23 protein-coding genes are annotated in these 22,930 nt (G+C 59.4%); 18 read left to right on the top strand and 5 right to left on the bottom strand.

Features of this window, described 5'->3' with window-relative positions; translation table 11 throughout:
• Positions 1 to 31 precede the first annotated feature (31 nt).
• The 3 genes from PspCFBP13509_RS20210 to PspCFBP13509_RS20200 all read left to right on the top strand — a co-directional run bounded on the left by PspCFBP13509_RS20210 (position 32) and on the right by PspCFBP13509_RS20200 (position 3,669).
• Positions 32 to 1,294, top strand: a complete 1,263-nt coding sequence (locus PspCFBP13509_RS20210) for an ATP-binding protein (protein ID WP_027604851.1) — start codon at positions 32 to 34, stop codon at positions 1,292 to 1,294.
• On the top strand, positions 1,287 to 1,847 hold the full coding sequence (locus PspCFBP13509_RS20205) for a response regulator transcription factor (protein ID WP_010565532.1): 561 nt from the start codon (positions 1,287 to 1,289) through the stop codon (positions 1,845 to 1,847). Before PspCFBP13509_RS20210 ends, PspCFBP13509_RS20205 begins: the two co-directional genes overlap by 8 nt.
• Positions 1,848 to 1,944: 97 nt before the next feature.
• Positions 1,945 to 3,669, top strand: a complete 1,725-nt coding sequence (locus PspCFBP13509_RS20200; RefSeq protein ID WP_065947109.1) for an ABC transporter ATP-binding protein/permease — start codon at positions 1,945 to 1,947, stop codon at positions 3,667 to 3,669.
• Positions 3,670 to 3,783: 114 nt separating this feature from the next.
• On the opposite strand, the gene PspCFBP13509_RS20195 is transcribed toward PspCFBP13509_RS20200, so the two are convergent.
• Positions 3,784 to 4,221 carry a YhcB family protein gene (locus PspCFBP13509_RS20195; RefSeq protein WP_003171734.1) on the bottom strand — a complete coding sequence of 146 codons (438 nt, stop codon included), beginning with the start codon at positions 4,219 to 4,221 and terminating at the stop codon, positions 3,784 to 3,786.
• A gap of 147 nt (positions 4,222 to 4,368) precedes the next feature.
• Between PspCFBP13509_RS20195 and PspCFBP13509_RS20190 the strand changes: the two genes are divergently transcribed.
• The 3 genes from PspCFBP13509_RS20190 (at position 4,369) to zapE (ending at position 7,552) form a co-directional block, all read left to right on the top strand.
• On the top strand, positions 4,369 to 4,998 hold the full coding sequence (locus tag PspCFBP13509_RS20190) for an alpha/beta hydrolase (RefSeq protein WP_065924314.1): 630 nt from the start codon (positions 4,369 to 4,371) through the stop codon (positions 4,996 to 4,998).
• Positions 4,999 to 5,022: 24 nt separating this feature from the next.
• On the top strand, positions 5,023 to 6,378 hold the full coding sequence (locus PspCFBP13509_RS20185) for a tryptophan--tRNA ligase (protein WP_065924313.1): 1,356 nt from the start codon (positions 5,023 to 5,025) through the stop codon (positions 6,376 to 6,378).
• Positions 6,379 to 6,457: 79 nt separating this feature from the next.
• Positions 6,458 to 7,552, top strand: a complete 1,095-nt coding sequence (gene zapE, locus PspCFBP13509_RS20180; RefSeq protein WP_053131627.1) for a cell division protein ZapE — start codon at positions 6,458 to 6,460, stop codon at positions 7,550 to 7,552.
• Between the two features lie 130 nt (positions 7,553 to 7,682).
• On the opposite strand, the gene PspCFBP13509_RS20175 is transcribed toward zapE, so the two are convergent.
• Positions 7,683 to 8,603 carry a GlxA family transcriptional regulator gene (locus PspCFBP13509_RS20175; RefSeq protein WP_169899207.1) on the bottom strand — a complete coding sequence of 307 codons (921 nt, stop codon included), beginning with the start codon at positions 8,601 to 8,603 and terminating at the stop codon, positions 7,683 to 7,685.
• Positions 8,604 to 8,823: 220 nt separating this feature from the next.
• On the opposite strand from PspCFBP13509_RS20175, the gene PspCFBP13509_RS20170 reads away from it, so the two are divergent.
• On the top strand, positions 8,824 to 9,960 hold the full coding sequence (locus PspCFBP13509_RS20170) for an acyl-CoA dehydrogenase family protein (protein WP_065924312.1): 1,137 nt from the start codon (positions 8,824 to 8,826) through the stop codon (positions 9,958 to 9,960).
• A gap of 60 nt (positions 9,961 to 10,020) precedes the next feature.
• Here PspCFBP13509_RS20170 and PspCFBP13509_RS20165 read toward each other — a convergent pair whose 3' ends face one another.
• Positions 10,021 to 11,061 (bottom strand): NADP(H)-dependent aldo-keto reductase, encoded by a 1,041-nt coding sequence (locus PspCFBP13509_RS20165; RefSeq protein ID WP_065924311.1) that lies wholly within the window; start codon positions 11,059 to 11,061, stop codon positions 10,021 to 10,023.
• 248 nt (positions 11,062 to 11,309) lie between these two features.
• Here PspCFBP13509_RS20165 and rplM point away from each other — a divergent pair, with 248 nt between their 5' ends.
• From rplM to PspCFBP13509_RS20125, 8 genes are all read left to right on the top strand, one after another.
• Positions 11,310 to 11,738 (top strand): 50S ribosomal protein L13, encoded by a 429-nt coding sequence (gene rplM / locus PspCFBP13509_RS20160; RefSeq protein WP_003171742.1) that lies wholly within the window; start codon positions 11,310 to 11,312, stop codon positions 11,736 to 11,738.
• 14 nt (positions 11,739 to 11,752) lie between these two features.
• Entirely contained in the window at positions 11,753 to 12,145 is a 393-nt protein-coding gene (rpsI, locus tag PspCFBP13509_RS20155) for a 30S ribosomal protein S9 (protein ID WP_003171743.1), read from the top strand.
• 266 nt (positions 12,146 to 12,411) lie between these two features.
• Positions 12,412 to 13,005, top strand: coding sequence for a ubiquinol-cytochrome c reductase iron-sulfur subunit (gene petA / locus PspCFBP13509_RS20150; RefSeq protein ID WP_027604843.1), 594 nt, complete (start codon positions 12,412 to 12,414; stop codon positions 13,003 to 13,005).
• Positions 13,005 to 14,216: a cytochrome b gene (locus tag PspCFBP13509_RS20145; protein WP_003171746.1), complete on the top strand. Its 1,212-nt coding sequence runs from the start codon at positions 13,005 to 13,007 to the stop codon at positions 14,214 to 14,216. Before petA ends, PspCFBP13509_RS20145 begins: the two co-directional genes overlap by 1 nt.
• Positions 14,216 to 14,995 carry a cytochrome c1 gene (locus PspCFBP13509_RS20140; RefSeq protein ID WP_074843894.1) on the top strand — a complete coding sequence of 260 codons (780 nt, stop codon included), beginning with the start codon at positions 14,216 to 14,218 and terminating at the stop codon, positions 14,993 to 14,995. Before PspCFBP13509_RS20145 ends, PspCFBP13509_RS20140 begins: the two co-directional genes overlap by 1 nt.
• A 148-nt stretch (positions 14,996 to 15,143) precedes the next feature.
• Positions 15,144 to 15,761: a glutathione S-transferase N-terminal domain-containing protein gene (locus tag PspCFBP13509_RS20135; protein ID WP_027604841.1), complete on the top strand. Its 618-nt coding sequence runs from the start codon at positions 15,144 to 15,146 to the stop codon at positions 15,759 to 15,761.
• 17 nt (positions 15,762 to 15,778) lie between these two features.
• On the top strand, positions 15,779 to 16,198 hold the full coding sequence (locus tag PspCFBP13509_RS20130; protein ID WP_065924310.1) for a ClpXP protease specificity-enhancing factor: 420 nt from the start codon (positions 15,779 to 15,781) through the stop codon (positions 16,196 to 16,198).
• 157 nt (positions 16,199 to 16,355) lie between these two features.
• Complete coding sequence (locus PspCFBP13509_RS20125) at positions 16,356 to 17,102, top strand: FadR/GntR family transcriptional regulator (protein ID WP_027604839.1); 747 nt, start codon at positions 16,356 to 16,358, stop codon at positions 17,100 to 17,102.
• 36 nt (positions 17,103 to 17,138) lie between these two features.
• Here PspCFBP13509_RS20125 and PspCFBP13509_RS20120 read toward each other — a convergent pair whose 3' ends face one another.
• Together PspCFBP13509_RS20120 and PspCFBP13509_RS20115 are read right to left on the bottom strand one after the other, a co-directional pair.
• Positions 17,139 to 17,381: a hypothetical protein gene (locus PspCFBP13509_RS20120; protein ID WP_065924309.1), complete on the bottom strand. Its 243-nt coding sequence runs from the start codon at positions 17,379 to 17,381 to the stop codon at positions 17,139 to 17,141.
• Between the two features lie 275 nt (positions 17,382 to 17,656).
• On the bottom strand, positions 17,657 to 18,811 hold the full coding sequence (locus PspCFBP13509_RS20115) for a phospholipase (RefSeq protein ID WP_137212589.1): 1,155 nt from the start codon (positions 18,809 to 18,811) through the stop codon (positions 17,657 to 17,659).
• Positions 18,812 to 19,053: 242 nt separating this feature from the next.
• On the opposite strand from PspCFBP13509_RS20115, the gene kdgD reads away from it, so the two are divergent.
• The 3 genes from kdgD to PspCFBP13509_RS20100 all read left to right on the top strand — a co-directional run bounded on the left by kdgD (position 19,054) and on the right by PspCFBP13509_RS20100 (position 22,929).
• Positions 19,054 to 19,965 carry a 5-dehydro-4-deoxyglucarate dehydratase gene (kdgD, locus tag PspCFBP13509_RS20110; protein ID WP_027604837.1) on the top strand — a complete coding sequence of 304 codons (912 nt, stop codon included), beginning with the start codon at positions 19,054 to 19,056 and terminating at the stop codon, positions 19,963 to 19,965.
• A gap of 54 nt (positions 19,966 to 20,019) precedes the next feature.
• A complete protein-coding gene (locus tag PspCFBP13509_RS20105; RefSeq protein WP_027604836.1) occupies positions 20,020 to 21,465 on the top strand; it encodes an aldehyde dehydrogenase family protein in 1,446 nt (481 codons plus the stop codon).
• Positions 21,466 to 21,564: 99 nt separating this feature from the next.
• A complete protein-coding gene (locus PspCFBP13509_RS20100) occupies positions 21,565 to 22,929 on the top strand; it encodes an MFS transporter (RefSeq protein ID WP_027604835.1) in 1,365 nt (454 codons plus the stop codon).
• Position 22,930: the final 1 nt, after the last annotated feature.

The raw sequence follows: 22,930 nt of genomic DNA, 5'->3' as shown, positions 1-22,930 counted from the left end.
GATCCGCCTGCAGCGCTCATCGGGAGAGCTCATGCTCGCCGCCGTAAAACTGACTTCCGCCACCCGCCAGAACCTCTGGCGCCTGACGTTCATTCGTACCCTGGTACTGGCCGCGCAGGCTGGTTCGGTCGGGCTCGCCTATTGGTTCGACCTGCTGCCGCTGCCGTGGCTGCAATTGGGCGTGACCTTGGGTTTCTCCATCGTGCTGTGTGTGTTTACCGCCATTCGGTTGCGCACCACCTGGCCGGTGACGGAGCTGGAATACGCCCTGCAATTGGCCTGCGACCTCTTTATCCACAGTGTGTTGCTGTATTTCTCCGGCGGTTCCACCAACCCGTTCGTGTCTTATTACCTGGTGCCACTGACCATCGCTGCGGTGACCTTGCCGTGGCGCTACTCGGTGGTGCTGTCGGGTATCGCCCTGACCCTGTACACCCTGCTGCTGGCGCGGTTCTATCCGTTGCAAACGTTCCCCATCGCCCGCGAAAACCTGCAGATCTACGGGATGTGGCTGAGCTTTGCCCTGTCTGCCGCCGTGATCACTTTTTTTGCTGCGCGCATGGCCGAAGAGCTGCGCCGCCAGGAAGAACTGCGCGCCATTCGCCGCGAAGAAGGCCTGCGTGACCAGCAACTGCTCGCCGTCGCCACCCAGGCTGCTGGCGCGGCTCACGAATTGGGCACGCCGCTGGCGACCATGAGCGTGCTGCTCAACGAAATGACCCAGGACCATCACGACCCGGCGCTGCAAGAGGATCTCGGCGTGCTGCGCGAACAGGTCAAGCAATGCAAGCAAACCTTGCAGCAACTGGTACGCGCGGCTGAAGCCAATCGCCGCCTGGCGGTCGAGATGCAGGACGTGACCCAGTGGCTCGACGAAGCCCTGAACCGCTGGCACCTGATGCGCCCCGAAGCCAGCTACCGTTTCCATCTGCTGGGGCAGGGGACCGTGCCGCGCCTGGCGCCACCGCCGGACCTGACTCAAGCTTTGCTCAACCTGCTGAACAACGCCGCCGACGCCTGCCCCGAAGGCCTGGAAGTCCGGCTGGATTGGGATGTGGATGACCTGACGATCAGCATTCGCGACCATGGTGCAGGCGTGCCGCTGGCCATCGCCGAGCAGATCGGCAAACCTTTCTTTACCACCAAGGGCAAAGGCTTCGGCCTGGGCCTGTTTTTGAGCAAGGCCAGCGTGACCCGCGCGGGCGGCTCAGTGAAGCTCTATAGTCATGAGGAAGGCGGTACGCTCACCGAGCTGCGCCTGCCCCGTGTCGCACGAGGAGATATCGATGAGTGACGAGATCCAAGTCGAAGGCGAAGAACTGCCGCACCTGTTGCTGGTAGATGATGACGCCACGTTTACCCGCGTGATGGCGCGCGCCATGAGCCGTCGCGGTTTTCGCGTGAGCACTGCCGGCTCCGCCGAAGAAGGCCTGGCCATCGCCCAGGCCGACTTGCCGGACTACGCCGCGCTCGACCTGAAAATGGATGGCGACTCCGGCCTGGTGCTGTTGCCCAAGCTGCTGGAACTCGACCCGGAAATGCGTGTGGTGATCCTCACCGGTTACTCCAGCATCGCCACTGCCGTCGAAGCCATCAAGCGCGGTGCCTGCAACTACCTGTGCAAGCCGGCGGATGCCGATGACGTACTGGCTGCGTTGCTGTCCGAGCACGCCGACCTCGACACCCTGGTGCCGGAAAACCCGATGTCGGTGGACCGCCTGCAGTGGGAACACATCCAGCGCGTCCTCACCGAACACGAAGGCAATATCTCCGCCACTGCCCGCGCCCTGGGCATGCACCGGCGCACCCTGCAACGCAAACTGCAGAAGCGTCCGGTACGCCGCTGAACCTAAGCTGAACAGCCTGCTTCAGGCCGCACGGAACCCTGAACCGATCACCTATGATCGGTTCAAACGCCTGCCTTCCTCCCTACGAGCCTGAACGATGAATCAGAACGCTGAGTACTCTGCGGTCAATGACGCTGTGCGTGGGCAATTTTTTCGCCGAACCTGGGCGATGATCACGCCTTATTGGCAAAGTGAAGAGAAGGGCAAGGCCTGGTTGTTGCTCGCCGTGGTGATTGGCCTGTCGCTGTTCAGCGTGGCCATTTCCGTGTGGCTCAACCACTGGTACAAGGACTTCTACAACGCCCTGGAAAACAAGGACACCGCCGCCTTCTGGCAACAGATCGTTTACTTCTGCGGTATCGCCACGGTGGCGATTCTCGGCGCGGTCTACCGTCTCTACCTCACTCAGATGCTGACCATTCGCTGGCGTGCATGGCTCACCGAAAAGTATTTTGCCCGCTGGCTTGGCAACAAGAACTACTACCAGCTGGAGCAGGGCGGCTACACCGATAACCCGGACCAGCGGATTTCCGAAGACCTCAACAGCTTTACCCTCAACACCCTGAGTCTTGGCCTTGGGCTGCTGCGCAATGTGGTCAGCCTGGTGTCGTTCTCCATCATCCTGTGGGGCGTGTCGGGCAGTATTGAAGTGTTCGGTATCACCATCCCCGGCTACATGTTCTGGTGTGCATTGGTCTATGCCGGTGTCGGCAGTTGGCTGACCCATCTGATCGGTCGTCGTTTGATCGGCTTGAGCAACCAGCAGCAACGCTTCGAAGCGGACTTGCGTTTCTCCATGGTGCGGGTGCGGGAGAATGCCGAGAGCATCGCCCTGTACAACGGCGAACCTAATGAGCATCAGCGGTTGAGCGCGCGGTTCGGGAAGGTCTGGCATAACTACTGGGACATCATGAAGGTGTCCAAGCGCCTGACGTTCTTCACTGCCGGCTATGAACAGATTGCGATCGTCTTTGCGTTTATCGTGGCTGCCCCGCGCTACTTTTCCGGCAAGATCGAACTGGGCGAACTGATGCAAATCAACTCGGCGTTCGGCAACGTGCAGGGCAACTTCAGCTGGTTTATCAGCGCGTACGCCGACCTGGCCGGCTGGCGCGCGACCAGCGATCGTCTACTGAGTTTTCAGCAGGCCATGCGTGAAAACGAGCAACGCCCAGCTGCCATCGACGTCAGCGCAGAGGGCGAGCGTCTTGTGGTGCAAGGGCTGGGCTTGAACCTGGTGGATGGTCGCCACCTGCTGACCGACGCCAACATGATCGTTGAGCCGGGCCAGCGCGTCATGCTCAGCGGCCGTTCCGGCAGCGGCAAAAGTACCTTGCTGCGCGCCATGGGACATCTCTGGCCGGCTGGTCACGGCAGCATTCGCCTGCCGGCCAGGCGTTACCTGTTCCTGCCGCAGAAGCCCTATCTGCCGATCGGCACACTCAAGGCGGTGTTGAGTTATCCACAGGACGACAGCGTCTATTCGGCAGAACGTTATGCACAGGTCCTGGAAACCTGTCGCCTGCCGCACCTGGTGGGGCGCCTGGATGAAGCCAACCATTGGCAACGCATGCTCTCGCCCGGCGAGCAACAGCGCCTGGCCTTTGCCCGAGCCTTGTTGTTCGCGCCGCAATGGCTCTATATGGACGAAGCGACATCGGCCATGGATGAAGAGGATGAGGCGACGTTGTATCAGGCGTTGATTGATGAGCTGCCGGGGTTGAGCATTGTCAGCGTCGGCCATCGCAGCAGCCTCAAGCGCTTCCATGGGCGGCATGTGCGGATCGAGGGTGGGTGGCTTCAAGAGCAACCTGTGGCCTGAGGCCGGACATTGGTCAATGTGGGAGAGGGCAAGCCCCCCTCCCGCAAGAGCGAGGCCAACAAAAAGCCCGGTTGATCAGCGATCAACCGGGCTTTTCTATTGCTTGAAAATAACTTACTTCTTCAAGCCGTAATGCTCATCCAGCATGCCTGGGGCGTTTGGCGTTTTTGGCGCGTAGTCCCGTGGCGGCTCCTGGTTTTCCCGGGGGGGAGTCAGGCGTTCCCGTGGAGTTTGCGGTGCATCGGAATGCAGCGCGGCCAGCAGGCGCTGGCGGGTGATGTCGTCGAGGGCCAGGCGGTTTGCGCCATCGGCGAGGTGATCCTGTACTTCCTGGTAGCTCTGGGTGAGTTTCTTGACCAGGGTCGCGGTGCTGTTGAAGTGGGTAACAACCTCGTTCTGATAACTGTCAAAACGTTCCTGAATGTCATCCAACTGACGCTGCGTGCGGTTAGGCGCGGCATTCGGCAGCAGGCGGGCAACCAGGAATCCAATGGCGACACCGGCAACCAAGGCGAGAGTCGGCAACAACCAAACTAAGAGCGAGTGTTCCACGAGTCCTTCCTCTATAAACGGCTTTGCTTTACGTTAACGGCTCAAACCTGCGCTGTATACCGCGATTAAGCTCGCAATGATGCCATGCACAGACTTTTAGCTAGACGAGTCGACCCTTTGAGAGGTCACGGAGTTCATTCCTTGCTCATGCGTGAAACCCCCGTTTTGATCGATGGCCCGGTAGGCCAATTGGAAGCCCTGTACCTGGATCACCCCGAGCCACGTGGCCTGGCGCTGATCTGCCACCCTAATCCGGTGCAGGGCGGGACCATGCTCAATAAAGTCGTTTCGACCCTGCAACGCACGGCTCGCGATGCCGGGTTGATTACTTTGCGTTTCAATTACCGTGGCGTCGGCGCGAGTGCCGGCACCCACGACATGAGCACCGGTGAAGTGGACGATGCCGAAGCGGCTGCCACCTGGCTGCGTGAAAAGCACCCCGACCTGCCGATCACCCTGCTCGGTTTTTCCTTTGGCGGCTACGTGGCAGCCAGCCTCGGCGGCCGCTTGGAAGCCAAAGGCGAAAAGCTCGCGCACCTGTTCATGGTCGCCGCGGCGGTGATGCGCCTGCGCGATACCGATGTGCTGCCCCACAGCTGCCCGTTGACCCTGATCCAGCCGGAAACCGACGAAGTGGTCGACCCGCAAACCGTCTACGACTGGTCCGCCGCCTTGAAACGCCCCCATGAGCTGCTGAAAGTGGCAGAATGCGGGCACTTTTTTCATGGCAAGCTCACCGATCTCAAGGATCTGGTGCTGCCGCGCCTCTCGAATTGATAGCAGTCTGATAAGCGATTACCCATGACGACTCGTACCCGTATCCTCACCGGCATCACCACCACCGGCACGCCGCACCTGGGCAACTACGCTGGTGCGATCCGCCCGGCGATCCTGGCCAGCCAGGATGCCAATGCCGACTCCTTCTACTTCCTGGCCGACTACCACGCCCTGATCAAATGCGATGACCCGCAGCGCATCCAGCGCTCGCGTATGGAAATCGCCGCGACCTGGCTGGCCGGTGGCCTGGATGTGAACCGGGTGACCTTCTATCGTCAGTCCGACATCCCGGAAATCCCCGAGCTGACCTGGCTGCTGACCTGCGTCGCCGCCAAGGGGCTGCTCAACCGCGCCCATGCCTACAAGGCCTCGGTGGACAAGAACGTGGAGACCGGCGAAGACCCGGATGCGGGCATCACCATGGGCCTGTACAGCTACCCGGTGCTGATGGCGGCGGACATCCTGATGTTCAACGCGCACAAAGTGCCGGTGGGCCGCGACCAGATCCAGCACGTGGAAATGGCCCGCGACATCGGCCAGCGCTTCAATCACCTGTTCGGCAACGGTAAAGAATTCTTCACCATGCCCGAGGCGTTGATCGAGGAAAGCGTTGCCACCTTGCCGGGCCTGGATGGCCGCAAGATGTCCAAGAGCTACGACAACACCATCCCGTTGTTCACCAGCGCCAAGGACATGAAAGACGCCATCTCGCGCATCGTCACCGACTCGCGCGCCCCTGGCGAAGCCAAGGACCCGGATAACTCACACCTGTTCACCCTGTACCAGGCGTTTGCGAGCAAGGCCCAGGAAGAAGAATTCCGCGCCGAACTGCTGCAAGGCCTGGGCTGGGGCGAGGCGAAGAACCGTCTGTTCCAGCTGCTTGATGGTCAGCTCGGCGAAGCGCGCGAGCGTTACCACCAGTTGATGTCGCGCCCTTCGGACATGGAAGACCTGTTGCAGGTCGGCGCCAGGAAAGCCCGTGCCGTCGCCGCGCCATTCCTGGCCGAGTTGCGTGAAGCGGTGGGCCTGCGTTCGTTCGTCGAACAGGCAGCAGCGCCGGTCGCGGTCAAGAAGAAGGCCGCGAAGGCCGCGCGTTTCGTGAGCTTCCGTGAAGACGACGGCAGCTTCCGCTTCCGTTTGTTGGCCGCCGATGGCGAGCAATTGCTGCTGTCGCGCAATTTTGCCGATGGTAAAGCGGCCGGCGCAGTCACCAAGCAACTGCAAAGTGGTGCTGCGCTGGACGTACGCAGCGAGGCCCTGAGCTTCAGCGTATGGCTGGACGGTGCCGCAGTGGCCGACAGCGCCGAGTTCGCCGATGCCGCATCCCGTGATGCCGCCATTGCAGCCCTGCGCATTGCGTTGACCCCAATCGAGGATTAACCCGACCAAGGGTTGATTGCCATTATCCAGGGCCGTCGTTACAGTGACGGCCCGTTTTTGTTGCCTTGCTAACGAAATTATGACGCCCCTAGAACGATACCAAGCTGATCTGAAACGCCCTGAATTCTTCCATGACGCGGCCCAGGAAACGGCGGTGCGTCATTTGCAGCGCCTGTACGACGACCTGGTTGCGGCCTCGCAAAGCAAGCCGGGGATGCTCAGCAAGCTGTTCGGCAAGAAAGACCACACGCCGGTCAAGGGCCTGTATTTCTGGGGCGGCGTAGGCCGGGGCAAGACCTACCTGGTCGATACGTTCTTTGAAGCGCTGCCGTTCAAGGAAAAGGTACGGACACACTTCCACCGCTTCATGAAGCGCGTGCACGAAGAGATGAAGACCTTGCCGGGCGAGAAAAACCCGCTGACCATCATCGCCAAGCGTTTCTCCGATGAAGCGCGGGTCATTTGCTTCGATGAGTTCTTCGTCTCCGATATCACCGATGCCATGATCCTCGGCACCCTGATGGAAGAGCTGTTCAAGAACGGCGTGACCCTGGTCGCGACCTCGAACATCGTGCCCGACGGCCTGTACAAGGACGGCCTGCAGCGCGCGCGCTTCCTGCCGGCCATTGCGCTGATCAAGCAGAACACCGAGATCGTCAACGTCGACAGCGGCGTCGACTACCGTCTGCGTCACCTCGAACAGGCGGAGTTGTTCCATTTTCCGCTGAACGAAGCGGCGCACGAAAGCCTGCGCAAAAGCTTCCGCGCCCTCACGCCGGAATGCACCCAGGCGGTGGAAAACGACAAGCTGATGATCGAGAACCGCGAAATCATCGCCCTGCGTACCTGCGATGACGTGGCCTGGTTCGAATTCCGCCAACTGTGCGACGGCCCACGCAGTCAGAACGACTACATCGAACTGGGCAAGATCTTCCACGCAGTGATCCTCAGCGGCGTGGAGCAGATGAGCGTCACCACCGACGACATCGCACGACGGTTTATCAACATGGTCGACGAGTTCTACGACCGTAACGTCAAGTTGATCATCTCGGCCGAAGTCGAGCTCAAGGATCTTTATACCGGTGGCCGCTTGAATTTCGAGTTCCAACGCACCCTGAGCCGCTTGCTGGAAATGCAGTCCCACGAGTTCCTGTCGCGCGGTCACAAACCTTAAGATCAATGCAGATCAAATGTGGGAGGGGGCTTGCTCCCGATCGCGGAGTGTCAGTCACTGTAGAAGTTGACAGATCCATCGCAATCGGGAGCAAGCCCCCTCCCACATTTACCCTGTGTATACCCCTATTTTATGCGGCTTGCTGAAACTGTTGCCGATATTGGTTCGGTGACAGCTCCGTGTGCTGCCTGAACAACCGCGCAAAGAAACTCGCATCGTCGTAACCCACCTCATAACTGATGGTCTTGATGCTCTTGCGGCTGCCCGAGAGCAGGCCCTTGGCCGTCTCGATACGCAGCCGTTGCAGGTAATGCAGCGGCTTGTCGCCGGTGGCGGTCTGGAAGCGGCGCATGAAGTTGCGGATGCTCATGCCGTGTTCCCGGGCGACGTCTTCGAAGCGGAATTTGTCGGCGAAGTGCTCTTCGAGCCAATGCTGGATCTGCAGGATGATCACGTCCTGGTGCAGCTTCTGGCCGCCAAAACCGATACGTCCCGGCGAGTAGCTGCGCTGCACTTCGTAGAGGATGTCGCGGGCCACGGCCTGGGCGATGTTGGCGCCGCAGAAGCGTTCGATCAGGTAGATATACAGGTCGCACGCCGAGGTGGTGCCGCCGGCGCAATACAGGTTGTCGGCGTCGGTGAGGTGCTTGTCCTGGTTGAGCTGGACCTTGGGGAAGCGTTCGCCGAACGCGTTGAAGAAACGCCAGTAGGTGGTCGCCTCCTTGCCATCGAGCAGGCCGGCTTCGGCCAGCCAGAACACCCCGGTGGCTTCGCCGCAGAGTACCGCGCCCCGTGCATGCTGTTCGCGCAGCCACGGCAGCACTTGCGGGTAGCGCGCGCACAGGGCATCGAAGTCATCCCAGAAGGCTGGTAGCACGATAATGTCGGCGTCTTCCAGGCCGCCGTCCACCGGCATGATCACGTCACTGAAGCTGCGCACCGATTTTCCGTCGGGGCTCACCAGGCGTGTTTCGAACGCTGGGGTCAGGCCCAGGCCTTGCTGTTTGCCATAACGCAGGCTGGCGAGATGGAAGAAGTCCTTGGCTTGCATCAGGGTCGAAGCGAATACCCGATCAATGGCCAAAATGCTGACGCGCCGCAATGGCGTGGAGATTTGGTTAGACATAATTTCATTTATTCTTATAGGGGAAAGTGGTCACCAGACGGCTGGATCGTCTTATTTTTTGTCGCATGTGTCCAGTGTCCTGTGACGCCATCGGGGCATAGGCTCTGTGGGCTCGTCCTTGTCCGACAATCCACGCAGGTGACCCATGATTCCGAGAACCTTGTTCAGCCCGGAGCACGAACTCTTCCGCCAGAGCGTGCGCACCTTTCTTGAAAAAGACGCTGCACCGTTTCACGGGCAATGGGAGAAGCAGGGCTACATCGACCGTAACCTGTGGAGCAAGGCGGGGGAGGCGGGAATGCTGTGTTCCCATCTGCCGGAGGAATACGGCGGGCTGGGCGCGGACTTTCTCTACAGCGCAGTAGTGATCGAAGAGATCAGTCGCCTGGGCCTGACCGGCATCGGCTTTTCCCTGCATTCGGACATTGTCGCGCCCTACATCCTGCATTACGGCAGTGAAGCGCTGAAGCACAAGTACCTGCCCAAGTTGATCTCCGGTGAGATGGTCACGGCCATCGCCATGACCGAGCCGGGTGCCGGGTCCGACTTGCAAGGGGTCAAGACCACCGCGGTGCTGGACGGTGATGAGTATGTGATCAATGGCTCCAAGACCTTTATCACCAACGGGTACCTGGCTGAGCTGGTGATCGTGGTCGCCAAGACCGATCCCAAGGCCGGTGCCAAGGGCACCAGCCTGTTTTTGGTGGAGTCCGATACGCCCGGCTTCGCCAAGGGCAAGCGCCTGGAGAAGGTCGGCATGAAGGCCCAGGACACCTCGGAGCTGTTCTTCCAGGACGTGCGGGTGCCCAAGGAAAACCTGCTGGGCCAGGCCGGCATGGGCTTCGCCTACTTGATGCAGGAATTGCCCCAGGAGCGTCTGACTGTCGCGATTGGCGCGCTGTCGTCTGCCGAGGCGGCGTTGCAGTGGACCCTGGAATACACCCGTGAGCGCAAGGCGTTCGGCAAGGCGATTGCCGACTTCCAGAACACCCGTTTCAAGCTGGCGGAGATGGCCACGGAGATTCAGATCGGCCGCGTATTCGTCGACAAATGCATGGCGCTGCACCTGGAAGGCAAGCTGGATGTGCCCACTGCCGCGATGGCCAAGTACTGGGCCACGGACCTGCAATGCAAGGTGCTGGACGAGTGCGTGCAGTTGCACGGCGGCTACGGCTTCATGTGGGAATACCCGATTGCGCGGGCGTGGGCGGATGCGCGGGTGCAGCGGATTTATGCGGGGACCAACGAGATCATGAAGGAGATCATTGCGCGGGCGCTTTGATTTTTGCTGGTCTTGAATGCGTCATCGGGGGCAGGCCCCCGATAGCGCTCTACAGATCAATCAAGGCGCAGGATTCGGATGATCCTTCTGAATCGCCTCAATCCCTTCCAGTACTTCCTTCGACAGCTTCAGATCAGCACTGGCGATGTTGCTGTCCAGTTGCTCCAGGTTCGTGGCGCCAATAATGTTGCTGGTCACGAACGGCTGTTGTGTCACAAACGCCAATGCCATCTGCGCCGGATCCAGGCCATGCTCCCGCGCCAGTGCCACATAACGGCTGCACGCCGCCTCCGACTGCGGGTTGAAGTAGCGGCTGAAGCGGCTGTACTCGGTCAGGCGCGCCTTGGCCGGGCGTGCGCCACCTTCGTACTTGCCACTGAGCATGCCGAACGCGAGGGGCGAGTAAGCCAGCAGGCCGCATTGCTCACGGATGGCCACTTCGGCCAAGCCCACTTCAAAGCTGCGGTTGAGCAGGTTGTAGGGGTTCTGGATCGATACCGCGCGGGTCCAGCCACGGGCTTCGGCCAGGGCCAGGAATTTCATGGTGCCCCACGGGGTTTCATTGGACAGGCCGATATGGCGGATCTTACCGGCCTTGACCTGCTCGTCCAGGGCTTCGAGGGTTTCCTCCAGCGGGGTGAGGTCGTCTTCGTCCTTGTGCTTGTAGCTCAGTTGGCCGAAGAAGTTGGTGCTGCGCTCCGGCCAGTGCAACTGGTAGAGGTCGATCCAGTCGGTTTGCAGGCGCTTGAGACTGGCGTCCAGTGCCTCGACGATGTGCTTGCGGTTGTGGCGCAGGTGGCCATCGCGGATGTAGTCGATAGTGTTGCCGGGGCCGGCGATCTTGCTGGCGAGGATCCAGTCGCCGCGGTCGCCGCGGCTTTTGAAGTAATTGCCGATATAGCGTTCGGTGGTGGCATAGGTGTCGGCCTTGGGCGGCACCGGGTACATTTCCGCGGTATCGAGGAAGTTGATCCCCGCCGCCTTGGCCCGTTCGATCTGCGCGAAGGCCTCTGCCTCGCTGTTCTGCTCGCCCCACGTCATGGTGCCCAGGGCTATCGCGCTCACGTTCAGATCCGTACGGCCCAGCTGTCGATAATCCATCGGGTACTCCTTCAGGGAAAACAATCATAAAAGCAGGTTGAATTTTTTTTCGCAATCTGCATAATTGCCCACCTCTTTCTGCAGTGGAAGTGATGCGCCGCCTGCCGAAGAATCTTGCCGTTGAACGGACGCGCCGACCCGAGCCCCCGATAGCGTCTGTATCCGGCTGCCTTTGACTTGTCAAAGTAAGCACTATTCAGTAAGATCCGCCGTCTAATTTACAGGGCGGCCCCTGAGGCTATTAAAGAATGACAACTTTTACTGCAAAACCGGAAACAGTTCAGCGCGACTGGTTTGTCGTCGACGCCGCTGGTCAGACCCTGGGTCGTCTGGCCACTGAAGTCGCCAGCCGTCTGCGTGGCAAGCACAAGCCTGAGTACACCCCTCACGTTGACACCGGTGACTACATCGTGATCATCAACGCTGAGCAGGTACGTGTTACCGGCAACAAAGCGCAAGACAAAATGTACTACCGTCACTCCGGTTTCCCAGGCGGTATCAAGTCTTCCAACTTTGAAGGCCTGATCTCCAAGAAGCCTGAAGCCCCGATCGAAATCGCGGTCAAAGGCATGCTGCCGAAGGGCCCACTGGGTCGCGATATGTTTCGCAAGCTGAAAGTCTATGCGGGCGCTGTACACCCTCATGCTGCTCAGCAGCCCCAAGAACTGAAGTTTTAACGGAATAGTTCATTATGTCGGCGACTCAAAATTACGGCACTGGCCGTCGCAAAACCGCAACCGCACGCGTTTTCCTGCGTCCGGGCACTGGTAACATCTCGATCAACAACCGCACTCTGGACAACTTCTTCGGTCGCGAAACTGCCCGCATGGTAGTTCGTCAGCCGCTGGAATTGACCGAGACTGTTGAAAAGTTCGACATCTACGTCACCGTTATCGGTGGCGGTGTAAGTGGTCAAGCTGGCGCAATCCGCCACGGTATCACTCGCGCTCTGATGCAGTACGACGAAACCCTGCGTGGCGCTCTGCGCAAAGCTGGCTTCGTGACTCGTGATGCCCGTGAAGTTGAACGTAAGAAAGTCGGTCTGCGTAAAGCGCGTAAGCGTCCGCAGTACTCGAAGCGTTAATTCGCTTTACGTTCCACAAAAACGCCCAGCCTCCTTACGGAGCTGGGCGTTTTTTATTGCCTGCGATTTATGCACATTTTTCACCGTGACAACTTGCCACATCCGTAGACCCCCTATACTACAAGGCCTGGAGGCGGAGCCCCGGGCAATTCCCTTGTCAGACGTGGGGCTTTTCATTACCATTCGGCAAAATTTTTATAAGTTCAGATTTAATACTTAGTAGACGCCTGATTTAACAGGCCAAAAAGCTGATGGGAGAGGACTGAATGAGCAATGACGGCGTGAATGCAGGCCGGCGTCGCTTCTTGGTAGCAGCCACATCCGTGGTGGGTGCTGCAGGAGCGGTGGGGGCTGCGGTCCCGTTCGTGGGGTCATGGTTTCCCAGTGCCAAGGCGAAAGCCGCAGGTGCACCGGTGAAGGTGAATATCAGCAAGATCGAACCAGGCCAGCAGATGATTGCTGAGTGGCGCGGCCAGCCGGTATTCATTGTTCGTCGTACGGAGGAAATCCTGGGAAATCTGAAAAAGATCGAAGGCCAGCTGTCTGACCCCAAATCTGAGAAATCCGACCAACCCGCCTACGCCAAAAACGAAGCACGTTCGATCAAGCCAGAGATTCTGCTGCTGGTCGGCCTGTGTACCCACTTGGGATGCTCACCCACCTTCCGCCCGGAAGTTGCCCCAGTCGATCTGGGTAAAGACTGGGTCGGTGGTTATTTCTGCCCCTGCCACGGCTCCCACTACGATCTGGCGGGTCGCGTCTACAAGTCCCAGCCCGCTCCCTTGAACCTGCCCGTGCCTCCGCATACCTACGAAACTGACGACCTCATTGTCATTGGCCTCGATAAGGAGAACGCGTGATGAGCAAGTTCATGGATTGGGTCGATGCACGCTTCCCCGCTACTAAAATGTGGGAAGACCATCTCAGCAAGTATTACGCCCCGAAGAACTTCAACTTCTTCTACTTCTTTGGCTCCCTGGCACTGCTGGTGCTGGTCAACCAGATCGTCACCGGTGTCTGGCTGACGATGAGCTACACCCCGTCGGCGGAGGAGGCGTTTGCTTCCGTCGAATACATCATGCGTGACGTCGAGTACGGCTCGATCCTGCGCCTGCTGCACTCCACCGGCGCTTCAGCGTTCTTTATCGTGGTCTACCTGCACATGTTCCGTGGCTTGCTCTACGGTTCGTACCAGAAGCCCCGCGAGCTGGTGTGGGTGTTCGGCATGCTGATCTACCTGGCGCTGATGGCGGAAGCCTTCATGGGCTACCTGCTGCCATGGGGCCAGATGTCGTACTGGGGCGCCCAGGTGATCATCTCGCTGTTCGGTGCCATTCCGGTCATCGGCAACGACCTGACCCAGTGGATCCGTGGTGACTACCTGATCTCCGGTATCACCCTGAACCGCTTCTTCGCCCTGCACGTCGTGGCGCTGCCGATTGTGATCCTGGGCCTGGTGGTGCTGCACATCCTGGCGCTGCACGAAGTGGGTTCCAACAACCCGGACGGCGTTGACATCAAGAAGCACAAGGACGAGAACGGCATCCCGCTGGATGGCATCCCGTTCCACCCGTACTACACCGTGAAAGACATTGTCGGCGTGGTAGTGTTCCTCTTCGTGTTCTGCTCGATCGTGTTCTTTTTCCCGGAGATGGGTGGTTATTTCCTCGAGAAGCCGAACTTCGAACAGGCGAACGCCTTCAAGACACCTGAGCACATTGCCCCGGTCTGGTACTTCACGCCGTTCTACGCGATCTTGCGGGCGATCCCCGACAAACTCATGGGCGTCATCGCCATGGGCGCGGCCATTGCGGTGCTGTTCGTGTTGCCGTGGCTCGACCGAAGCCCGGTCAAGTCCATGCGCTACAAAGGCTGGCTGAGCAAAATCTGGCTGTGGGTGTTCTGCATAGCATTCGTGATTCTGGGCGTGTTGGGCGTATTGGCGCCGACCCCTGAGCGTACGCTGCTGTCGCAGGTCTGCACCTTCCTGTACTTCGCCTACTTCATTCTGATGCCGTTCTACACCCGGCTCGAGAAGACCAAACCGGTTCCGGAAAGGGTGACTGGCTGATGAAAAAATTATTCGTTGCATTGATGCTTGCGGCGCTGCCGCTACTGTCCTTCGCTGCCGAACACGGCGGCCCGGAACTGGAAAAAGTCGATATCGACGTGTCTGACAAGACGGCTATGCAAGACGGCGCGCGTACGTTCGCCAACTACTGCATGGGCTGCCACAGCGCCAAGTTCCAGCGTTACGAGCGGGTGGCCGATGACCTCGGTATCCCCCATGAAATGATGCTGGAGAAGCTGGTGTTCACCGGTGCCAAGATCGGCGACCACATGAATATCGGCATGAAGCCTGCCGACGCCAAGACCTGGTTCGGCGCAGCACCGCCTGACTTGACGCTGGTGGCACGTGTACGCGGCACCGACTGGCTCTACGGCTACCTGAAATCCTTCTACGAGGACCCGGCGCGCCCTTATGGCGTGAACAACCGTGTGTTCCCGAACGTCGGCATGCCTAACGTTCTGGTCGGCCTGCAAGGCAAGCAAGTGGTAGGATGCAAGCAGGTTCAGGTCGTCGAAGACGGCAAGAAGCAATATGATCCGTTGACCGGGACGCCTTTGACTCATGAAGCGTGCGATCAACTGAAGATAGAAACCCCTGGTTCGTTGACTGACGAGCAGTTTGACGAGAAGGTCAAGAATCTTGTGACCTTCCTGGCCTATTCGGCCAACCCCGTCAAACTGCAACACCAGCGCATCGGGACGTATGTCTTGCTGTACCTGGCTTTCTTCTTCGTATTCGCTTATCTGCTTAAACGCGAATACTGGAAGGATGTGCATTGATCCAACCGTAAGCAATTGCTGTTAATCTTGCGCGCCCAGCGGCATCTCTAACCCGTAGCGACCTGGACTTTCCAGAGGCTGCAGAGATGCTTTCTGGGCGCGCTCGTTTTTGAGCTTTCCATAATTTCAACAAGCGAGGAGGACCGCCATGGGCGTGACCAATCGGTTGGCCTGTTACTCCGACCCCGCCGACCACTATTCCCACCGAGTACGCATCGTACTCGCAGAGAAGGGTGTCAGCGCCGAGATCATCAGTGTGGAGGTGGGTCGTCATCCGCCGAAACTGATCGAAGTGAACCCTTACGGCAGCTTGCCCACCCTGGTCGATCGTGACCTGGCGTTGTGGGAGTCAACCGTGGTGATGGAATATCTGGATGAGCGTTACCCGCATCCGCCTTTGCTGCCGGTGTATCCGGTGGCCCGTGCCAACAGCCGCCTGCTGATCCATCGGATCCAGCGAGATTGGTGCGGGCTGGTGGATTTGATCCTGGATACCCGCAGCAAAGAAGCCGCTCGGGTGCAGGCGCGCAAGGAATTGCGCGAGAGCCTGACCGGTGTTTCGCCGTTGTTCGCCGATAAACCTTTTTTCCTCAGCGAGGAACAAAGCTTGGTGGATTGCTGCCTATTACCCATACTCTGGCGCTTGCCGATTCTGGGCATTGAACTGCCACGGCCGGCCAAGCCGTTGCTTGATTACATGGAGCGCCAGTTTGCGCGTGAGGCTTTCCAGGCAAGTCTGTCTGGTGTCGAACGCGATATGCGCTAAGGCTTAAGGAGCCGTTGATGAACTCCAGTCGACCTTACCTGGTCCGCGCGCTCTATGAGTGGATTGTGGATAACGATTGCACCCCGCACATGCTGGTCAATTCCGAGTTTCCTGCGGTTCAGGTACCGCAGGGGTTTGCCAGTGACGGGCAGATTGTGTTGAACGTATCACCCAGTGCCGTGCGCCACCTGCACATGGACAATGAAGCGGTCAGCTTCGAAGGGCGTTTCGGCGGTGTGCCGCACACGCTGTACGTGCCGATTGGCGCTATCCTCGGCATCTATGCCCGGGAGAACGGCCAAGGCATGGTGTTCGATCTGGAGTCGCCTTTCGAGGACGACGAAGTGATTGAAGAGGAAGACGGCGATGATGTGCCGCCACCGGATAGCGAGCCACCGCGTCCAAGCGGTCGGCCGAGTCTGAAAGTGGTGAAGTAAGCGGCGTTCGCCTTCGGGTGCGCTGGAAAAATGCCTCGATCCGTATCGAGGCATTTTTTTGCACGCAGGATATGAGTGAAAGTCGCGACTGAACGGTGATCGTACAACCACCATGGGCTATGATGCCTCTTTACCCAACCGAGATAGATGACTCCAAATGGAAAACGCCAGCACCGCCCCTCGTCTTCCCCGCAAGCGCCGCAGCCTTGCCCAGGAATTGGTCACGGTGTTGTCCGAGCAGATCCGCGACGGCCAACTCAAGCGTGGCGACAAGCTGCCCACCGAATCGGCGATCATGGACGCCCATGGCGTCAGCCGCACCGTGGTCCGCGAAGCCATCTCCCGCTTGCAGGCGGCGGGGCAGGTGGAAACCCGTCATGGTATCGGCACCTTTGTGCTCGACACGCCGAGCCCGAGCGGCTTTCGAATCGACCCGGCTACGGTAGTCACTTTGCGTGACGTGCTGGCGATTCTCGAACTGCGTATCAGCCTGGAAGTGGAATCCGCCGGGCTGGCCGCACTGCGCCGTAGCGATGAACAGCTGGCCGCCATGCGCGCGGCCCTCGATGCCCTGAATGAAAGCGCGGCGCACGCCGGTGATGCAGTGGCCTCGGACTTCGCATTCCACCTGGAAATTGCGTTGTCCACCGGCAACCGCTACTTCACCGACATCATGACCCACCTGGGCACCAGCATCATCCCGCGTACGCGCCTGAACTCGGCACGCCTGGCCCATGATGACCACCAGCACTACATGGGGCGCCTGAGCCGCGAACACGAAGAAATTTATGAGGCGATTGCCCGCCAGGATTCGGATGCGGCGAGGGCGGCGATGCGCTTGCACCTGACCAATAGCCGTGAGCGGCTGCGCCATGCTCATGAAGAGGCTGAAAGGGCAGGCTGATCGTCAGCAGGTGGCTTATGTGCCGTTCAGCGTTTTCTATGACGTTTGCATTGATTGGATGTAGGACGCTAACGAGTCCAGTGTCGCTTTCTTCGCCACGTCATCAGGAAGGTTCAACTGAAGCGCCTTCACGGACGTGTCAATCACACGACGCCTTTCGTTCTCGTCAGCAATCAGCTCGGCCAAAGGCATATCGGGATCAAAGTCTTGATCTTTATTGTCCCGATGGGCTTCGAAACTGGAGGCCAGTAGGCCGAAAATTTCATCAGTGGTTTTCATGACGCACCTCTCTCATCAACCTTAGTAAAAGAAGCAAAAATCAAGCACAGACCGGAGCTGGCGCAACGTTAGGGTCCTTGATATTCAGTCGCATTGATTTTCCTGGGGTCCGTTCCCTTGTCGGCCTATGGTGCGGTGGCCTGACGCTTCAGGCATCAGGAGTGCTGCAACAAATCGCCTCAGGAGCCAATTTCTAAGCCCCCTGAGGTGTGTTATCCGCCCTTGATGAACGGTACATAACTGTTAGAACTCACAGTATCGACAGGCGGTACCGCTCAAGCCGGCGTATTCGGCTTGTAATCCTTGAGCAACAAATACGTACTCCACCCCCACCAATCATTGGTCCAGTGCTTGTCGTTGAGGTCATTCACGTCCTTGCGACGCAGCACCTTGTCTCCCTCCATCTTGAACAGCGGCGAAAAGTTATTCGCCGGGTTCTGCGCGGCATTCAGATCCGGCACATACAGCGGTGCCTTGAAGTTGGCCGGGGAGGGCGCAACGCCACTGATGAAGGTTTCGAAGATCTCATCAGCGGATGCCTGAACGGCGCGTTTGACCTGTGCCCGATTGGCTGCGTCGATACTGTCGAAATAGCGTTTGTCGCCATAGGCATGCCACTCGTCACCCATGGCATTGCGCACCTTGAGCCCGAACTTGCTGTCTTCATCGTGCATGAAGCGGCTGATCAGCGAGCCCAGTTCGCCCGGAGTGACGACCGCCGCCAGCTGTTTGCGCGGCACGCGCAGGTGGCCGGCAGAAAATAGATCGGTCAAGAAGTGATCGGCAAAGCCGTTCATGGCGTAGGCCAGTTCCAATGCCTGATCGGTACCGGTCTGGTGGGCCACTACAGCCTGTTGCAAGGCGGCTGTATGCCCCGCCAGGTAGGCCGCCATCGCCCATTCGCCGAAGTGGTCGGCGTTGTCCGCCGCCAGCTTCAGGTAGCGTCCAAGTGGGATCAATGCCGACACCGCGCTGCCGCCACCGGTGATGCGGTTCCATTCCTCGGACAATGTATCACCCAGGGCATCATAGGCTTCATGGGCTTGCTTGCCATCCTTGATCGCCTGGTTGACCGCGTTGATCTCTTTTTGCATCACCGCCAGGATCTTCGGCGCTTCGTCCCGCGCGGCTGGCAGCACGGCCAGTGAGTTGAACGCGGCGCTGAAGCGTTGCACACGATCGGCAGGTGAGGTGCCCTCGTTGATAGGCTGGCCGGGGATGCCATAAAAGTCACCGCCCAGGGCGATCACTTGGCCGTAGGTCAGTGCCAGCCCGTTGGGCAGGTGCAGTTCGACTTGCCGCGCGGGGATTGCCGGGGCGTCCTTGCTGAAGCGCAACAACGTATCGTCGCCGATGGCGGTGTGTTCACCGCCTTCGAAGCGCAGGGTAGGCGGTTTTTTTTGGGGTGCCGCAAGTTCAGGGCCTGACATGTTAGCTCCTTGCTATGTCGTAGGAATCTTCCTTGATGACTGTATGTATATACAGTAATGCCGAGCATAGAGGAATAATTTCCTACGTCAAGAACACCGCTGCCCAAGCCTTTCAACTCCCTCAAGTGCACAACGCCGATGAATTGCAGTTGACGAAATTATTTATAGTTGTACGATGACGTACGACATCAACAAAACCAACAACCTTTCAATAGAAAGTCTTCGCCCAGGGTGTTCGAATAATGAATCCACAAGAACTGAAGTCCATCCTCTCCCACGGTCTGCTGTCTTTCCCGGTGACCGATTTCAACGCCCAGGGTGACTTCCACCAGGCGGGCTACATCAAGCGCCTGGAATGGCTGGCCCCCTACGGCGCCACTGCTTTGTTCGCAGCGGGCGGCACAGGTGAGTTTTTCTCCCTCGCCGCCAGCGAATATTCCCAAGTGATCAAGACCGCCGTTGATACCTGCGCTACCAGCGTGCCGATCCTCGCCGGTGTCGGTGGTTCGACCCGCCAGGCCATCGAGTACGCGCAAGAAGCCGAGCGCCTGGGCGCCAAAGGCCTGCTGCTGCTGCCGCACTACCTCACCGAAGCCAGCCAGGATGGCGTTGCCGCCCACGTTGAAGCGGTGTGCAAATCGGTCAAGATCGGTGTGGTGGTCTACAACCGCAACGTGTGCCGCCTGACCGCTCCGCTGCTGGAACGCCTGGCCGAGCGCTGCCCGAACCTGATCGGCTACAAGGATGGCCTGGGTGACATCGAGTTGATGGTGTCGATCCGCCGCCGTCTGGGCGATCGTTTCAGCTACCTCGGCGGCCTGCCGACCGCAGAGGTCTACGCCGCTGCCTACAAGGCCCTGGGCGTACCGGTGTACTCCTCGGCGGTGTTCAACTTCATCCCGAAAACCGCGATGGATTTCTACCACGCCATTGCCAAGGACGATCACGCCACCGTCGCCAAGATCATCGACGACTTCTTCCTGCCGTACCTGGACATCCGTAACCGCAAGGCCGGTTATGCCGTGAGCATCGTCAAGGCGGGTGCAAAAATCGTCGGCTATGACGCAGGCCCTGTGCGCACGCCGCTGACCGATCTGCTGCCGGAAGAATACGAAGCCCTGGCCGCGCTGATCGACAAGCAAGGTCCGCAATAAATTATCCACAAGGCCGCTGAGCAATCAGCGGCCTTTTGCGTCAGGAGAAGATTCGTGTCCCAAGTAAAGCGTTTTGAGAACTACATCAACGGTGAATGGGTTGCCGGCGCCGACTACTGCGTCAACCTCAACCCGTCGGAGTTGTCCGATGTCATTGGTGAATACGCCAAGGCCGACGTCACCCAGGTCAACGCCGCCATCGACGCCGCCCGTGCCGCATTCCCGGCCTGGTCCACTTCCGGGATCCAGGCTCGCCACGATGCCCTGGATAAAGTCGGCAGCGAAATCCTCGCCCGTCGCGAAGAACTCGGCACCCTGTTGGCCCGTGAAGAAGGCAAGACCCTGCCGGAAGCCATCGGCGAAGTGACCCGCGCCGGTAACATCTTCAAGTTCTTCGCCGGTGAATGCCTGCGGTTGTCCGGCGACTACGTGCCGTCGGTACGCCCGGGCGTCAACGTGGAAGTCACCCGTGAAGCCCTCGGCGTGGTCGGCCTGATCACCCCGTGGAACTTCCCGATCGCCATTCCCGCCTGGAAAATCGCCCCGGCCCTGGCCTACGGCAACTGCGTGGTGATCAAGCCGGCTGAACTGGTACCGGGCTGCGCCTGGGCCCTGGCGGAGATCATCTCCCGGGCCGGTTTCCCTGCCGGTGTGTTCAACCTGGTAATGGGCAGCGGCCGTGTGGTGGGCGATGTGCTGGTCAACAGCCCGAAAGTCGACGGCATCAGCTTCACCGGCTCCGTCGGTGTGGGTCGCCAGATCGCTGTCAGCTGCGTATCGCGCCAAGCCAAAGTGCAGTTGGAAATGGGCGGCAAGAACCCGCAGATCATTCTCGACGACGCCGATCTCAAGCAGGCCGTCGAGTTGTCGGTACAGAGCGCGTTCTACTCCACCGGCCAGCGTTGCACGGCGTCCAGCCGCCTGATCGTCACCGCCGGTATCCACGACCAGTTCGTCGCGGCCATGGCCGAGCGCATGAAGTCGATCAAGGTCGGCCACGCGCTGAAAAGCGGCACCGACATCGGCCCGGTGGTTTCCCAGGCTCAACTGGACCAGGACATGAAGTACATCGACATCGGCCAAAGCGAAGGCGCGCGGCTGGTGAGCGGTGGCGGCCTGGTCACCTGCGACACCGAAGGCTACTACCTGGCGCCAACGCTGTTTGCCGACAGCGAAGCCGCCATGCGTATCAGCCGTGAAGAGATCTTCGGCCCAGTCGCCAACGTCGTGCGCGTGGCGGACTACGAGGCGGCACTGGCCATGGCCAACGACACCGAGTTCGGTTTGTCGGCGGGCATTGCCACCACGTCGTTGAAGTACGCCAACCACTTCAAGCGCCACTCCCAGGCGGGGATGGTGATGGTCAACCTGCCGACCGCAGGTGTGGATTACCACGTTCCATTCGGTGGCCGTAAAGGCTCGTCCTATGGCTCGCGGGAGCAAGGTCGCTATGCCCAGGAGTTCTACACCGTGGTGAAAACCAGCTACATCGGTTCGTAATACGCAACACCCAGTGGGGGCCGGAGGCCTGCCGGTCCCCACGACAAAAAACAGAAAACCATTACCCGCAAAAAAAATAATTAGTGGGAGTACTTCTACATGCAAGCGACCAAGCCGACCCATGTCCGCTATTTGATCCTGCTCATGCTGTTCCTGGTGACCACGATCAACTATGCCGACCGGGCCACCATTGCAATCGCGGGCTCCAGCCTGCAAAAAGACCTCGGCATCGACGCGGTCACCCTCGGTTATATCTTCTCCGCATTCGGTTGGGCCTACGTGGCCGGGCAAATCCCCGGCGGCTGGCTGCTGGACCGATTCGGCTCGAAAAAAGTCTATGCCCTGAGCATCTTCACCTGGTCACTGTTCACCGTGCTGCAAGGCTATGTCGGTGAGTTCGGTGTCTCCACCGCAGTGGTTGCGCTGTTCATGCTGCGCTTCATGGTGGGCCTGGCCGAGGCGCCGTCCTTCCCGGGCAACGCGCGCATTGTTGCCGCCTGGTTCCCGACCGCCGAGCGCGGTACGGCCTCGGCGATCTTCAATTCGGCGCAGTACTTCGCCACGGTGTTGTTCGCGCCGCTGATGGGCTGGATCGTCTACCGCTTCGGCTGGCAGCACGTGTTTATCGTGATGGGCGTGATCGGCATCGTGTTCTCGCTGATCTGGCTGAAAGTTATCCACAGCCCGCGCCAGCACCCGATGATCAACGAAGCCGAGCTCAATCACATCGCCGCCAATGGCGCGATGGTCGATATGGATCAGGACAAGGGCAAGGGTAAGAAAACCGACGGTCCGAAGTGGGATTACATCCGTCAGTTGCTGACCAACCGCATGATGCTTGGCGTGTACCTGGGCCAGTACTGCATCAACGGCATCACCTACTTCTTCCTGACCTGGTTCCCGGTGTACCTGGTGCAGGATCGCGGCATGACCATCCTCAAGGCCGGTTTCATCGCCTCGTTGCCGGCGATCTGCGGGTTTATCGGTGGCGTGCTGGGCGGGGTGATTTCCGACTACCTGCTGCGCAAAGGCCATTCGCTGACGTTCGCCCGCAAGGCGCCGATCATTGCCGGCCTGCTGGTCTCCAGCAGCATCATCGCGTGTAACTACGTTGACGTTGAGTGGATGGTGGTGGGCTTCATGGCCTTGGCCTTCTTCGGCAAGGGCGTCGGCGCACTGGGCTGGGCGGTCGTGTCCGACACCTCGCCGAAACAAATCGCCGGTCTCAGTGGCGGCTTGTTCAACACCTTCGGTAACCTCGCGTCGATCACCACGCCGATTGTCATCGGCTACATCATCAGCACCACCGGCTCGTTCAAGTGGGCCCTGGTGTTTGTCGGCGCCAACGCGCTGGTGGCGGTGTTCAGCTATCTGGTCATCGTCGGCCCGATCAAGCGTGTAGTACTCAAAGAGCCGCCAAGCAAGGGGCCTGAGTTGACCAACCTAACCGAAGCGCATTCCTGAG

The organism is Pseudomonas sp. CFBP13509 (genome assembly GCF_005233485.1).
Taxonomy (GTDB): Bacteria; Pseudomonadota; Gammaproteobacteria; order Pseudomonadales; family Pseudomonadaceae; genus Aquipseudomonas; species Aquipseudomonas marginalis.
This window is presented reverse-complemented; position numbering and strand designations above follow the sequence as displayed.

Excerpts from the sequence above, each read along its gene's own strand:
- rpsI (WP_003171743.1), top strand. The coding sequence starts at position 11,753 with ATGTCGGCGACTCAAAATTACGGCACTGGCCGTCGCAAAACCGCAACC.
- PspCFBP13509_RS20170 (WP_065924312.1), top strand. The coding sequence starts at position 8,824 with ATGATTCCGAGAACCTTGTTCAGCCCGGAGCACGAACTCTTCCGCCAG.
- kdgD (WP_027604837.1), top strand. The coding sequence starts at position 19,054 with ATGAATCCACAAGAACTGAAGTCCATCCTCTCCCACGGTCTGCTGTCT.
- rplM (WP_003171742.1), top strand. The coding sequence starts at position 11,310 with ATGACAACTTTTACTGCAAAACCGGAAACAGTTCAGCGCGACTGGTTT.
- PspCFBP13509_RS20190 (WP_065924314.1), top strand. The coding sequence starts at position 4,369 with ATGCGTGAAACCCCCGTTTTGATCGATGGCCCGGTAGGCCAATTGGAA.
- PspCFBP13509_RS20125 (WP_027604839.1), top strand. The coding sequence starts at position 16,356 with ATGGAAAACGCCAGCACCGCCCCTCGTCTTCCCCGCAAGCGCCGCAGC.
- PspCFBP13509_RS20200 (WP_065947109.1), top strand. The coding sequence starts at position 1,945 with ATGAATCAGAACGCTGAGTACTCTGCGGTCAATGACGCTGTGCGTGGG.
- PspCFBP13509_RS20145 (WP_003171746.1), top strand. The coding sequence starts at position 13,005 with ATGAGCAAGTTCATGGATTGGGTCGATGCACGCTTCCCCGCTACTAAA.
- PspCFBP13509_RS20205 (WP_010565532.1), top strand. The coding sequence starts at position 1,287 with ATGAGTGACGAGATCCAAGTCGAAGGCGAAGAACTGCCGCACCTGTTG.
- PspCFBP13509_RS20130 (WP_065924310.1), top strand. The coding sequence starts at position 15,779 with ATGAACTCCAGTCGACCTTACCTGGTCCGCGCGCTCTATGAGTGGATT.
- PspCFBP13509_RS20140 (WP_074843894.1), top strand. The coding sequence starts at position 14,216 with ATGAAAAAATTATTCGTTGCATTGATGCTTGCGGCGCTGCCGCTACTG.
- petA (WP_027604843.1), top strand. The coding sequence starts at position 12,412 with ATGAGCAATGACGGCGTGAATGCAGGCCGGCGTCGCTTCTTGGTAGCA.
- PspCFBP13509_RS20100 (WP_027604835.1), top strand. The coding sequence starts at position 21,565 with ATGCAAGCGACCAAGCCGACCCATGTCCGCTATTTGATCCTGCTCATG.
- PspCFBP13509_RS20175 (WP_169899207.1), bottom strand. The coding sequence starts at position 8,603 with ATGCAAGCCAAGGACTTCTTCCATCTCGCCAGCCTGCGTTATGGCAAA.
- PspCFBP13509_RS20210 (WP_027604851.1), top strand. The coding sequence starts at position 32 with ATGCTCGCCGCCGTAAAACTGACTTCCGCCACCCGCCAGAACCTCTGG.
- PspCFBP13509_RS20135 (WP_027604841.1), top strand. The coding sequence starts at position 15,144 with ATGGGCGTGACCAATCGGTTGGCCTGTTACTCCGACCCCGCCGACCAC.
- PspCFBP13509_RS20185 (WP_065924313.1), top strand. The coding sequence starts at position 5,023 with ATGACGACTCGTACCCGTATCCTCACCGGCATCACCACCACCGGCACG.
- PspCFBP13509_RS20120 (WP_065924309.1), bottom strand. The coding sequence starts at position 17,381 with ATGAAAACCACTGATGAAATTTTCGGCCTACTGGCCTCCAGTTTCGAA.
- PspCFBP13509_RS20165 (WP_065924311.1), bottom strand. The coding sequence starts at position 11,061 with ATGGATTATCGACAGCTGGGCCGTACGGATCTGAACGTGAGCGCGATA.
- PspCFBP13509_RS20115 (WP_137212589.1), bottom strand. The coding sequence starts at position 18,811 with ATGTCAGGCCCTGAACTTGCGGCACCCCAAAAAAAACCGCCTACCCTG.
- zapE (WP_053131627.1), top strand. The coding sequence starts at position 6,458 with ATGACGCCCCTAGAACGATACCAAGCTGATCTGAAACGCCCTGAATTC.